Source organism: Thermogutta sp., assembly GCF_039793925.1.
Lineage (GTDB): Bacteria > Planctomycetota > Planctomycetia > Pirellulales > Thermoguttaceae > Thermogutta.
Genome location: NZ_JBAMME010000376.1, coordinates 57,871 through 71,243, shown reverse-complemented (window position 1 = coordinate 71,243; position 13,373 = coordinate 57,871). Strand labels below are relative to the sequence as shown.

5 protein-coding genes, 1 tRNA gene and 2 rRNA genes are annotated in these 13,373 nt (G+C 56.9%); 2 read left to right on the top strand and 6 right to left on the bottom strand.

What is annotated here, in order from left to right:
* Nucleotides 1–72: 72 nt before the first annotated feature.
* The 3 genes from ABJK56_RS20570 to ABJK56_RS20560 all read right to left on the bottom strand — a co-directional run bounded on the left by ABJK56_RS20570 (nucleotide 73) and on the right by ABJK56_RS20560 (nucleotide 3,417).
* Nucleotides 73–145, bottom strand: a tRNA-Arg gene (locus ABJK56_RS20570).
* A gap of 140 nt (nucleotides 146–285) precedes the next feature.
* Nucleotides 286–393: ribosomal RNA gene (gene rrf, locus ABJK56_RS20565) — 5S ribosomal RNA — on the bottom strand.
* 103 nt (nucleotides 394–496) lie between these two features.
* Nucleotides 497–3,417, bottom strand: a 23S ribosomal RNA gene (locus tag ABJK56_RS20560).
* A 513-nt stretch (nucleotides 3,418–3,930) separates the two neighbouring features.
* Between ABJK56_RS20560 and ABJK56_RS20555 the strand changes: the two genes are divergently transcribed.
* Nucleotides 3,931–5,814 carry an AarF/UbiB family protein gene (locus ABJK56_RS20555; RefSeq protein WP_347246565.1) on the top strand — a complete coding sequence of 628 codons (1,884 nt, stop codon included), beginning with the start codon at nucleotides 3,931–3,933 and terminating at the stop codon, nucleotides 5,812–5,814.
* A gap of 49 nt (nucleotides 5,815–5,863) precedes the next feature.
* Here the strand turns inward: ABJK56_RS20555 and ABJK56_RS20550 are convergent, their stop codons facing one another.
* Together ABJK56_RS20550 and ABJK56_RS20545 are read right to left on the bottom strand one after the other, a co-directional pair.
* A complete protein-coding gene (locus tag ABJK56_RS20550) occupies nucleotides 5,864–7,141 on the bottom strand; it encodes a CinA family nicotinamide mononucleotide deamidase-related protein (protein ID WP_347246564.1) in 1,278 nt (425 codons plus the stop codon).
* Nucleotides 7,142–7,232: 91 nt separating this feature from the next.
* A complete protein-coding gene (locus tag ABJK56_RS20545) occupies nucleotides 7,233–10,196 on the bottom strand; it encodes a discoidin domain-containing protein (protein WP_347246563.1) in 2,964 nt (987 codons plus the stop codon).
* A 220-nt stretch (nucleotides 10,197–10,416) separates the two neighbouring features.
* Here ABJK56_RS20545 and ABJK56_RS20540 point away from each other — a divergent pair, with 220 nt between their 5' ends.
* Nucleotides 10,417–11,034, top strand: a complete 618-nt coding sequence (locus ABJK56_RS20540) for a hypothetical protein (protein ID WP_347246562.1) — start codon at nucleotides 10,417–10,419, stop codon at nucleotides 11,032–11,034.
* Nucleotides 11,035–11,142: 108 nt separating this feature from the next.
* On the opposite strand, the gene ABJK56_RS20535 is transcribed toward ABJK56_RS20540, so the two are convergent.
* On the bottom strand, nucleotides 11,143–13,371 hold the full coding sequence (locus ABJK56_RS20535; RefSeq protein WP_347246561.1) for a sugar-binding domain-containing protein: 2,229 nt from the start codon (nucleotides 13,369–13,371) through the stop codon (nucleotides 11,143–11,145).
* Between the last annotated feature and the right edge of the window lie 2 nt (nucleotides 13,372–13,373).

Sequence of the window (13,373 nt, the reverse complement as noted above, 5' to 3'; positions counted from 1 at the left end):
GCGCAAGCAAAAACCCCGTGAAATCCATCACTTACGCGGGAAATCACGGGGTTTTTCGGCCGACTGTGTCAGTGCGCCTGGCAGGATTCGAACCTGCGACCTACGGTTTAGGAAACCGCCGCTCTATCCCCTGAGCTACAGGCGCGCTGCTGGAGCTGAACAATTCGATGATAGCAAACGGCGAGGGAGTCGCGCAGGGATACGACGTAGAGAATTTTTAAGGAGTTCGATACGGCTAAAAAAAGGACCCCCCGATGGTTAGCCATCAGGGGGTCGGTGAATTAATCCCGGCAGCACCTACTCTCGCACTTTTGGTACTACCATCGGCCCCGGAAGCTTAACGGCCGTGTTCGGAATGGGAACGGGTGTTTCCTTCCGGGTGTGGCCACCGGGAAAGGACCGATGCCGTCTGGAGAGACGGACATCGGTCGGAGGGAGGGGGCGGTTGTATCCTTGGTGGCGGCTTGATGTCGAGCAGGGGGAGCGTTTGATACATGTGGCCAAGCTTTCGCCCGTTAGTACCGGTTAGCTCAGCGCATTGCTGCGCTTACACACCCGGCCTATCAACCTGGTAGTCTTCCAGGGGGCTTTCGGGTTAGAACCCTTACGAGGCCTCATCTTGGAGAGGGCTTCGCGCTTAGATGCTTTCAGCGCTTATCCTTTCCGCACATAGCTATCCAGCCGTGCCGCTAGCGCGACAGCTGGTACACCAGAGGTGCGTCCCTCCAAGTCCTCTCGTACTAAGGAGGACCCTCCTCAAGCCTCGTGCGCCCACGGTAGATAGGGACCGACCTGTCTCACGACGGTCTGAACCCAGCTCACGTACCGCTTTCATTGGCGAACAGCCAAACCCTTGGGAGCTTCTCCACCCCCAGGATGCGATGAGCCGACATCGAGGTGCCAAACCGCGCCGCCGCTATGGACGCTCGGGCGCGATAAGCCTGTTATCCCCGGAGTACCTTTTGTCTGTTGAGCGATGGCCCTTCCATCCGGGACCACCGGATCACTAAGCCCTACTTTCGTATCTGCTCGACCCATCGGTCTCGCAGTTAAGCACCCTGTCTACCTTTGCGCTCAACGCCTGATTGCCGACCAGGCTGAGGGTACCTTTGGACTCCTCCGTTACTCTTTAGGAGGAGACCGCCCCAGTCAAACTGCCCAGCTGGCACTGTCCTCCGCCCGGTTTACGGGAATCGGAGTTAGAACTAAAGTGTATCCAGGGTGGTATTTCAAGGGCGGCTCCACCGGAACTGGCGTCCCGGCTTCACAGCCTCCCACCTATCCTACACAAGATACACCACAGCCCAATACCAGCCTACAGTAAAGGTTCACGGGGTCTTTCCGTCTAGCCGCGGGTATGTGGCATCTTCACCACAGCTACAATTTCACCGGGTCGCTGGTTGAGACAGTGCTCCGGTCGTTACGCCATTCATGCAGGACGGAACTTACCCGCCAAGGAACTTCGCTACCTTAGGACCGTTATAGTTACGGCCGCCGTTTACCGGGGCTTCGGTTGCGAGCTTCGCCTTGCGGCTAACCCGCTTCCTTAACCTACCGGCACCGGGCAGGCGTCAGACTCTATACATCCTCTTACGAGTTGAGCAGAGTCCTGTGTTTTTGATAAACAGTCGCCAGAGCCGATTTACTGAGACCCCCAGAAGCTCATCACCTCCGAGGGCACCCCTTCTCCCGAAGTTACGGGGCCATTTTGCAGAGTTCCTTAACCAGCGTTCTCCCGAGCGCCTGAGACTACTCGTCTCGCCTACCTGTGTCGGTTTTAGTACGGTCACTGAGGATTCAACCTTTAGGAGCTTTTCTCGGGCGTCTTTCGGATGACTTCCCGAACAAAACGCGGTCGGTCCCGTCCCTTGGCTTACGGGGGCGGATTTGCCTACCCCCACCTCAGAACGGTCCACGGACATTTCTAGCCGTCCGATCACCCTACGGACGCCGTCCCTCCGTCAGTCCTCCTCAGTGGCGCAGGAATGTTGACCTGCTGTCCATCGTCTACGCCTTTCGGCCTCGACTAAGGTACCGGCTAACCCTGGGCGGAATTACCTTCCCCAGGAAACCTTAGGCTTTCGGCGAGCAGGATTCTCACCTGCTTTATCGTTACTCATTCCGGCATAATCACCTGTAGAGCCCGCCACCGCTCCTCACGAAGCGGCCTGTATCTGCTCTACAGCGCTCTCCTACCGCTACGCATTGCGTAGCCCACAGCTTCGGTGTAAGGCTTACTCCCGTTCATTTTCGGCGCAGGGTTGCTCGACCAGTAAGCTTTTACGCACTTTTTAAATGGTGGCTGCTTCTAAGCCAACATCCTGGCTGTCTCAGCAACCCCACTTCCTTTGTGACTGAGCCTTACTTAGGGACCTTAGCTGGTGGTCCGGGTTGTTTCCCTCTCGACCCTGGAGCTTATCCCCCAGGGACTGACTCCCGAGATAGTCGCACCGGTATTCGGAGTTTGGTTCGGCTGGGCAGCCGGCGAAGGCCCCCATGCCAATTCAGTCTCTCTACCCCCGGTGCGTAGTGTCTCGAGGCTAGCCCTAAAGCTATTTCGGAGAGAACGAGCTATCTCTGCGTTTGATTAGACTTTCACTCCTCCCCACAGGTCATCCCCTCGGTTTTCAACCCAAGTGGGTTCGGGCCTCCACGCGGTGTAACCCGCGCTTCACCCTGCCCATGGGTAGGTCACGCAGTTTCGCGTCTACTGCCGGCGACAAAACGCCCTATTCAGACTCGGTTTCCCTACGGCTTCGGCCCGGAAGGCCTTAACCAAGCCGCCGACAGTAACTCGCCGGATCATTATGCAAAAGGCACGCCGTCACACCTACCTCGCTCCTTGCGGAACGAGGAATCGGTGCTCCGACCGCTTGTAGGCATACGGTTTCAGGGTCTCCTTTCACTCCCCTCACGGGGGTTCTTTTCATCTTTCGGTCGCCCTACTGGTCCACTATCGGTCGTCGAGGAGTATTTAGCCTTACGGGATGGTCCCCGTTGCTTCAGTCGGGGTTCCACGTGCCCCGACCTACTCAGGTACCTCCGGGCTGTGAGCCAGCTTTCGCTTACGGGACTGTCACCCTCTGTGGTCCACCTTTCCAGGATGGTTCAGCTAGCCAGTCACATCACCCATGTGGAGGCCCTACAACCCCGCAGGGAAAATCCCCACGGTTTGGGCTGTTCCCCTTTCGCTCGCCGCTACTGAGGGAATCGAGTTTTCTTTCTTTTCCTCCGGCTACTAAGATGTTTCAGTTCGCCGGGTATCGCCTCACACGCCTATGGATTCAGCGTGTGATCATTCGGGGATCCCGGGATCATCGCTTGTTTGACAGCTCCCCCGGGCTTATCGCAGTCTTCCACGCCCTTCATCGCCTCTCGACGCCGAGACATCCACCGTACGCCCTTAGGAGCTTGGCCACATGTATCGAACGCTCCCACCTTCCGGCGGGTCGCCGATACCCAAGCTCACTACGCTCGCCTCCAGCCGAACATGCCATCATCGCGACACGTCCGGCCGTAGCCTCGCACGCTCGGCATCAGATGCCACCAAAGATCACAACCAAATTGTCAAAGAACAAAACACGGAGCGATAACCTGCTGTCATCACTCCGCGGCAAACCAACTGGGGTCGCACTTTGTTTCCAAACTACGTCCCCTGTTCGTTTGCCCAGGAGCCTTCTTCACTCCTGACAATCTCAATCTATCGCCCCTCCCGCTCTCCTGTCAACCCCTCCCCGTCCTGTGCGTCGTTCTTCTCTTATGCACCCACTCAAGAGGCACTTTTCTCAGTGGGCATTCGTCATTATAGAGGGTGGTAGGTTTTAGGATCAACCCCCGGCTTTCGATTTTCTGACTGCCTCCGCCGGGCGTCATTTGATCCTCGTTATTTTCATTACACAGCCGTCCTCGAGATCGTCAAGGGGGTCCGGATTGGACCGCCCCTTTCGCCTCCCCGGAAACTATGATGGAATTGGGCGAAGGAATGAGCATCTAAGACTCATTATCGGCCGATGGGTATTTACAGTTGAGCGACGGCCGGGTTACCCGGGAAGCGCCGTCCCCACCGGCCAGCAGTCGACTCCACATCCCACACTTACCGAGGACCGAGGCGACATGCACCTGTTCCACGTCCGTCAGATTTATCGCCACGGCACCCGGTGGGCCGAAATTCTTTCCGTCCTGAGCAAGTACGGCCTGGCGGACTGGATTGATCGTCTCGGCCTGGAAATAGCCCGGGATCTCATCAAGGGGCCCACCGGAGAAATCGTCGCTCGATTGCCCTGGACAACCCGTTTTCGACTTGCCTTGACGGAATTGGGCCCGACTTTCATCAAGCTGGGCCAGGTACTCAGCACGCGGCCCGACGTGGTGGGCGTGCAACTTGCTCGAGAACTTGAAGAACTCCAAGAGCATGTGATGCCCGACCCACGCGATGTGGTTCGACGCGTCATTCGCAGCGAGTTGGGCCATGACCCCGAGGAACTCTTTGCAGAGTTTCACGAAGAGCCGCTCGCCTCGGCCTCCATCGGCCAAGTGCACACAGCGCGATTGAAAGATGGCCGTCCCGTCGTCCTGAAAATCCAGCATCCTGGGATCGAGGAGAAAGTCCTCGTGGACCTGGAGATTCTTAACGCCTTGGCCGTGCTCGCCGAGAAGCTGCCTGATCTCCAGGCCTACCGTCCTGTAGCACTGATGACCGAGCTCAAACGGACCATGACACGCGAGCTCGACTTTCAGCGGGAACTCCGCAATCTTCAGGAATTTGAAGCAAACTTTCGAGAAAGCAACGATCTTAAGATCCCCCGGGCATTTCCAGAGTTCAGCACCAGGAGAGTGCTCACCATGGAATACCTGGACGGGATCAAATTGGCAGATCACGCGCAGATCGAGCGGGATGGAATCGATTGTCAGGCGGTGGCTCTCCGTGGTGCTCGTGCGTACTTGAAAATGATTTTCCAGGACGGCTTTTATCACGCGGATCCGCACCCGGGAAACATCCTCATCCTCAGGGATGGTCGGGTGGGCCTTCTCGATTTTGGAATGGTGGGCCGCCTGGATGATGAACTCCGCGAAGACGTTCAGGTTTTGCTCTCCGCACTTGCTTCCCAGGATGCCATCACACTGGCCGATGTCATCAGCCATATTGGAAAGGGACCGCGTGATCTAGACCGGGCAAGCTTAACCGTGGATTTGACGGACTATGTGTCCTACTACGGGCACCTGCCCATCGATCAGTTTGATCTTGGCGGAGCACTCAACGAGATGTTCGAGATCCTCCGCCGTTATCGGATCATGTTGCCTGCCCGCATTGCCCTCGTCCTGAAAACTCTGGTCGTTCTCGAGGGCACCGCCCAGCTTCTCAATCCCAAATTCCACCTTCTGTACGTGATCCAGGAATACCAGAAAGAATTCTTCTGGCAGCAGTTCTCTCTGCGTCGACGATTGCGAAAGCTCCGTCGTGCCACGTGGCGTTTTCAACACCTGATCGATGCTTTACCCCAAAACCTTCTCGATCTATTCGATCATATTCGAAGCGGTCAGTTCGACATCCGCCTGGAACACCGTGGCCTGGAGCCTTCCGCCAATCGACTCGTCTCAGGACTCCTGGCGAGTGCGCTGTTTGTGGGCTGTTCCCTGATGCTCGCTTTTCAGGTGCCGCCTCTTTTGGGCGATCTTCCCTGGATCGGAAGCCTTTTCAACGGTCACATGCAGAATCTCTCTTTTCCCGGCGCGCTGGGAGCCGGTGTCAGCGTCGTCTGGGGATGGCGTCTCTGGCGGGCAATCCGCAAGTCGGGCCTATTTGACCGTTCGTAAATCCGGCTTTCCGATCCCACGCACCCAACCACCGAATCGCTCAGGTTCCTCAAGTTCCGTTTTTGAGCCACAAACGCAGTGTGTTGAGGATGTGCTTGGCTACAGTAATCTGGCGAAAATCGGGATGGCTGCTGAAACGGATTGTCTTTTCCAGAACGCGATCACCCTGGGACAGAACCAGTGGGAATTCCGCAAGTGTACCCTCTTCATTGAGAAACTGAAGCGGCCCCGCTACAGCACCGATCTCTGCCCCGAAAACTTGCGCCAGATGCTGCGCCAAGGATGCGCGTGCCACTCTGAGCGCCGAATCGGGTTCGCCGTTTTTACTCGCCTTCGGCCAAGTGCTGACACCAGCCAGAAGTTCTTCCGCCGTTGCTAGGTCCTCCACGACCAGTCCCCCGCGGTACGTTCGGTCCTGTTGTTTCTCCGCGGCCCTCAGCCACTGGCTAACCAGCCCAGCAGTTGTCGTTTCTATCAATGCAAAAGAAAGGCCCTTGTCGCGAAGCTGTGCCACGACAACATCCTGAAGCTCGGTTTCGTTCTCTCCAAAGATGAGGTCCCCAAGGATGCTGTAAATTGTTCGAACCACCGGTTCGACCTTGGCTTCACATTCTTCCCGGTTTGCACCGCGGGTGGAAATGCGGAGGATGATAGTGTTTTGCGATGCATTGATGCCGACTAGGGGGTCCCGGCCCCGCCGGATAAGGTCGGGCAACATGGCTTCCACCTGGCTTTCGCCGGCTCCGAAACACTTGATGTCCCGATGGAGGATATACTCGCGTCCAGCTCCGAGATTCCGCAAGCGCTTTTCCACCTGAGGCCACATCTCCCGCATTTCTGCGGGGACCCCCGGCAGACAAGAGAAATAGCAGGGTGATCGCCCCGCACGAGGAACTGCGAGAAAAATACCTGGTGCTGTTCCCCGCGGATTGTGAATCATTTCGCTTCCCGCCGGAAAGACCGCCTGGACCCGATTGCGTTCCGGCATGGGTCGTTGCCGCGACTGAAAGAACTGGCGAATGTGTTCAAGGGCCTCGGGATACTCGACCAGTTGGCGACCGGTGGCGTTGGCCAGAGCTTCTCGAGTGAGATCGTCCGCCGTAGGTCCGAGTCCGCCCGTCGTGATAACCACGTCGGAACGGTCGATGGCCTGACGAAACACGGCCACCATGGCTTGCAGTTCGTCGCCTACCACCGTGTGGAAAAGCACGCGAATCCCCAGGTCCTCGAGCCGCACACTGAGCCACTGGCTGTTGGTATCGAGAATTCGACCACTTGTGATCTCATCTCCGATGGCGATGATTTCTCCTTGCATAGCCTGATCCATCGTCTGATTGGCTGCTTCTGGGAATACACTCAACGACTGTGATTTCAGGCGAAAATGTCATCCACCAAAACGCGCTCACTCGTCAGTCTCCTCACCGTGCCGCATTGGCCATGCCGACGAGCCCTCCTCTCCATTGCTCCCGGAGGTTGACCAGCTCTTGATACTGTGCGTCATCAAAGTATCCTCGCTTCTGGCCGTAGAGATCCATCCATGTGATGAGGCGTTCCCAATCCTCGGCTTCCAGGGCGACCTGATAATGGCCTTTCGTGAGCAGGGAAACCAATGGGGCACGCGCAGCCAACCCTTCCCCCGGGAGAGAGCGTCCCCGCCTGTAACCCTCGAGTACGAGGTCTGCCAAACTTGGTTTGCCGTAACGCACGAGCGTCTCCCATGAATGGTTCGACGTGAGGTCCCATTTGCTACCCTCCCCGGAAGGATTGTGGCAATTCACACAATGGCGATCGAGAACCGGCTGCACGAGTTCATTGTAATCGAATGGCCAGCTCCCCACGGGCCCTGGTTGAATCGGCTGCGGCTCCTTTCTCAGCGCTGCGATCTCTCTGTTCGGCGGCGCCATCTGTCGCGACTCGTGGCATCCAATACAACTGGCGGTCTGCCCGGGCTGGAAGTAGACGGCTGAGCGCATCGTTCTGAGGGCCATCCCGCGTTCATCGAGTGCCTGGAAGAAAATGGAAACTCCTGCCGGGACGCGAAAACACGCCGAGCCGTCTGATTCCACCGGCACTGTCCCCAGCACAAACTTCCCAGGGTCCTCGTGAGTCAACCCCAGTTCGGGGTAATTCATGGTGGGATGCGTTTTGACGGGTAGTCCCACGATGCGGAGTTTTTTCACCGTTCCGCGTGCCACCCTGGGCATTCCCGAGTAAACATCCACGATCGTGCACGTGGCTGTGGGCGAGGTAAAAGCCGGTGATTCCCCAGCTACGGTAGGAGGTCGTGAACGCGAAGCCAGAGGAAGAGGGCACTCGCAGCCAATCTCGGGATCCCGGTAAATGAGGTGAAGATTACCGAAGGCATCATAGAGATAAAGCCCCGGACCGGCATCGTCCATTTGTCCCCCATGGTCTGCGACAGGCTTATCGCTCCAGGAAACGAGAAAGAATTTCTCACTCAGCGGATACGGATTGGCGTAATAATGGGCAGGCCAGCCTTCGCTCTCCGGAAAGCACACTTCCGGCGTGAGGCGGGTGAGAGGCGCTTCGTCATCGGTTCCGCGGCGAGGATCGAGTAAAACCAGACTTCCCCCGGTGATCGAATGATGGGCGGAGGCCGTAAATACGATTTTGTGTGACCCTGGCACAGGTCGGGCTTCAAATACCGACAGCGGGTTCCACGTGAAGTTTCCATAGACTGCCTGAACGCCAGTGCCATCGGGCAGCGTAGACCACAACCCCATAAATGGCTGATTATGCCGGTCCACATAATCCCACCGCGCATAAAGAATTCTCCCAGAAAAATCAACGCAGGGATGCCATTCAAAGCTTTCAAAAGCCGATATCGGCCGAATGTCGGTGCCGTCACCATTCATGACATGGAGCGTATAAATCGCTACTGGTCGCTCAGGCCCTCCTCCGCACCGCACATAGCAATCTGGCTGCGGCGACGTAACTGCCACTTGTCGCGCATCTGGTAGAACTTGCGTTGTTATACCCCTTCGCGTGGATAGAAAAACAATACGACCATCCGGCAAGTAGCGAGCATCAATATCATCAAATTTACCGTATGTCAATCGACGCAATCCTGTCCCATCGATATTCACTTCATAAACGTGATAAAAAGCATCTTCGGGGACATTGTTTTTGTCTAACTTATTTGGGTGCTTGTGTAATTCTGGGTAATATCGAGCGTAGGAAAAGAGAATACGCTGACCATCGTAAGAGACGTCTGGACGAATGACCGAACCAGAGGGGAGAGAGGTTGTCAGACATCGCAGCCGCGGGGAATCGGTTTTCCACCCGTCGAGAATGTACAGTCCTCCGTCTGGTCGGCACCACCAGCCGTAGTGCTGATCCGACATATGATGAAACACTGGCGGCTTGCGCTTGACAAAGACGAGACTTTCAAAATTGAGGAGAGGATTTAACAACGCGATGCGTCGAGAAGCCAGGCAGGCCTGCAAATAAAGTTCTCGGGATACACTTTGATCCGCCGCGGCTGGGCTCCGAGCTTGCGCCGCGACTTGACGTAGTTTCTCCACCTCTTGCGCAATAATGCCTCTTGTTTCGGGACCGATCGAGGAAAACTGAAGGAGTTCCTCTGCCAAGGCCAAACCTCGCTCAACAGCTTTCTGCACAGGATAACATCGGGCTTGCGGTGCGCCCTCGGGATGCCATTTCGACCACATGCTCAGGCTGCTTTGATCCGCTGCCTTGTAGAGTGCAACGTTACGAACTTCACCCCCATCTGCGGCATAGACCTCCACTTCGTCGAGGTGAAGATATTCTGTATCGGGAAGTTGCACCCTTACGAATCTTGCCGGGGATTTATTGAGGATCACGCGTAGCGGTCGGCCGTCGGTGAAACCGTAGAATACGGTCCCATCATGCTGATAGACCTGTGTCCACTGGCGAGCGTCTGAGGAGATGAGCACCTGCAACCGCGCGGCGCGAGAGGCCACGGTGTCGCAACGGTTATACACTACGATGGACTCCACACAATATTGAGTTCCTAAATCAACCTGCCACCAGGGCCTGGGCTCTCGTTCGGTGTGGAATCCCCATTTGCCGTCCTTGATGCCGTCACACGCGCCCCGCGCATCGTCGGCCGTGGTTGTTGCGCGCCGCGTGGCGGCACTCCACTCACGAAGTTCCACCTGCCGCAAATAATCCCGCTCCAGATCTTGCTGCGTGATGCTCCCCTGAATCTCACTCTGGCTGGATGGCTCCTCACCGATACCGGCCTGCGTCGCTGGAATGCATACCATTACGGTCGACGCAAAGGTCATCGACACCAGCGCGAGCATCCTGATTTTATTGATGGTGATTCTGAGGAATGGCCACGGGGAGTTCGATATTGAGGTTCGAACATACTGCATGGCGTTCCTCCTGCCGGGAATACCGGCATTTGGGGGCTTAATACAGGTTTCCGCGGGCGCGATGTATGGTAATCCCACCGAAGGCGTACGTAAAGCGGACTGTCGATTTACGGTTTCTCGGCTCCCCATCGCTCGCTCTGGGCCATCGATGGTTTATACTATCGTGAGGGAACCAGATACCGGTTCGTGTGCAAGATGGAATTCGTCAGAGGCGATTGTCATGGCATGTTACCGCGTGGTGTTGATTCCAGTGGACGAGGGCTGGGTCCCGGCATCTCCTGATGATGTCCCACCCCAGCCTCCGCAACCGAACGAAAGACTCCTGGAAACAGAGGAGTTTTTCTCTGCTGTGAAGGAAGCGATCCAATTCAACCAACAGTCCTGGTCAGCGCGGGAAGGTCGTTGGGCTGTGGTGTGCGAGGTGGGCTGCCCGGGCAGAATCTGGCCAGGTCTGCGTATCTGCACGCCGCTGCGATATAAAATCGCTTCCATCTGGTGGCCCGCCGGATGGGAACCGACCTCGCCGCTGGACATGCCCCTGTGCATCTGTCGCACCCAAGGGACCTTGCAGGAAGATCAGCTCAGCTACGAACAGGCGCTGGCAACGATCCAGGCACTCAACCAACAGGCGATGGATCGGGCGAGCACCATGTGGTACGTCATGCTGGCTGTTGAGAATGAACCAGTCTCGCGGACGATCTCCTATGATCCGGCAGGCCTTCAGACGACGGTTGAAATCCGTCGGCTCCATGTGGTCCAGCCGGCAGGCGGCGGACATGGAGACTGTTCCCATTGTCCGGCTCGATCGCTCGACTGCTCGATGGTGGCCTCGGCGTAAAAAAACTCGCCCACCGAGGGCGAGCAGGGACGCGGCGAACCAACGACCACACACTCTCACGCGCCCACGGACGGAGTGATAGCCGGAGAGCGATGGCGAGCGCAAAGGCTATTCTTTCTCAACAATCAAACTGAGCCCCACATCGATATACTGTCCACCGCGTGTCTGGTGACAATGGACAGCCAGCACATTGCGTCCCAGTTTAAGAGCTTTTCGGGCGGCGTCACCCGTCAGGGGCACAATTGTGTACCCCGTGAGAAATCCTTTCGTTCTTTTAATGAGCTGCCCATTGAGATAAACCTCGGCGTCTTCGTCATGGTGAATGGCCAAAGCCAGTTCACTGTGCTCGGGTAACTTTTCCAGGTTGAAGCTCCGCCGCAACCAGATATCCGAGGTATTCCAGACAGTCCGCACTACCGCCCCGGGTGTGCCCTGCGTTCCGAAACCGCCTGATCCTTCCTTCCATGTCGAGTCGTCGAAGTCGGGCGTCATCCAATTCTCGGATGGGGTCTCGGTGCTATAGCGCCATACCTGGCCCTGCTTCTCAGAGGTGGGCACCAAAACCTGAACGGCCGGGGGAGGCAAATGAAGCCGCCGGGCGGCCTCTGCCGCACGGTCCACCTGGATTTTGATCACTTCCCGGTCGTAAGTCATCAAACCATTGACCTCGATTTCCACGTCCGATGTCTGCGTATACACCGCCGCGCAAAGGCCCTGTGGGATCAGAAACCGAACCTGGGCCAGCAATTCACAGTAGGCGTCGGTGAGGGCTTCCTGGTCGGCGTAGGCCACATATCCCCAAGCTCCCTGCTCTTTCCAGAGATGCCCAGGAATGGGCATCCCCAATCCGCCGAACTCGCCCAGCACGCAGGCCCGTTTTTCTTCAATGGGCCGCACTCCCGGCCCAGGGTACCGGTGCATATCGGAGATGTCCCCGCAACCGTTGTCATGCCAGCCACTGGCTTCGTTCACCACCCGCGACGGATCATATTCCTTGATCCACTTGACGATGTCACACGTATCATGCTGGCCCCAGCCCTCATTGAAGGGAATCCACATGATGATTGAGGGGTGGTTGAACCGGGCGTCAATCATCGCTTTAAGTTCTTTCCGGAAGTTGGCACGGCTTTCCTCATTGCGGCCGGCATCGCCTGATGGCATGTCTTGCCACACCAGAAGGCCAAGTTTATCGCACCAGTAGTACCACCGCTCCGGCTCGTATTTCACGTGTTTCCGAGCCATATTCATCCCAAACTTCTTGGTCATCTCGATGTCGAACTTCAGCGCTTCGTCGCTGGCTGGTGTATAAAGTCCGTCGGGCCACCAACCCTGATCGAGAGGACCATACTGAAAGACAAATCTGCCATTGAGCATCAACCGATTGATGCCCTTCTCATCCTTTTCCACAGAGACTTTACGCATGCCGAAATAGCTTTCCACCCTGTCCACGACCCGGCCCTCGGAAAGCAGAGATACTTCGAGGTCGTAGAGGTTGGGCTCCTCAGGCCACCAAAGCTTGGGCTGCGGAATCCGCAGCTCGATGGGCTGCCCCGCCGCACCTCTGGTCTCCGCTATGTCCTGACCGGCAAACCGAGCCTTCAGACGAACCGTCAAGCCGGTGGGAGCGTACGCCGTCACGATGACACATTCCCGATCCACATCTGGAACAAGTTTCAGTTTTTCGATGTGCTGAGCGGGTACCGGTTCCAGCCAGACGGTTTGCCAGATTCCGGTCACGGCCGTGTACCATATCCCTTTGGGATCGAGGACCTGCTTACCGCGAGGTTGCCAGCCGGTGTCAGTAGGATCCCAAACGGCTACGACGAGCTCGTTTTCACCCGGTTTGAGGAATTCCGTAATATCGAAAGTAAATGGATCATACCCACCGGTGTGCTCGCCGACCTGTTTGCCATTCACCCAAACTGTGGTCTGCCAGTCCACCGCCCCGAAATGCAGCAGCAATCGGCCACCGTCTGGCAATTCGGGTGGAGTGAATTTCCGATGATACCAGAGCCGCTCGGTCGGCAGAACTTTTCTGCCCACACCACTCAGCGCTGATTCAATGCAAAACGGGACCAGGATTTGCCCTTCCCATTTCTCCGGCTGAGAGGCGTCCTTGGGGGTCACCGCATAATCCCACAGGCCGTTGAGATTGACCCATTTTTCGCGCACCATCTGGGGCCGCGGATATTCCGGCCAGACGCGATCCGGGGAGACATCCTTGGCCCAACGGGTCATTAAAGGGCTAGGAGCAGGCTTCCACGATTCTCCCCAACTTGGGAGCAGCGAAAGCGACAGTCCAATCACAACCCCAGTCCACACAAGCAGGTTCTTCATTG

What these genes read in the sequence shown, in the direction of transcription:
- ABJK56_RS20550 (WP_347246564.1), bottom strand. Translation starts at nt 7,141, where the DNA reads ATGGATCAGGCTATGCAAGGAGAAATCATCGCCATCGGAGATGAGATC.
- ABJK56_RS20545 (WP_347246563.1), bottom strand. Translation starts at nt 10,196, where the DNA reads ATGCAGTATGTTCGAACCTCAATATCGAACTCCCCGTGGCCATTCCTC.
- ABJK56_RS20540 (WP_347246562.1), top strand. Translation starts at nt 10,417, where the DNA reads ATGGCATGTTACCGCGTGGTGTTGATTCCAGTGGACGAGGGCTGGGTC.
- ABJK56_RS20535 (WP_347246561.1), bottom strand. Translation starts at nt 13,371, where the DNA reads ATGAAGAACCTGCTTGTGTGGACTGGGGTTGTGATTGGACTGTCGCTT.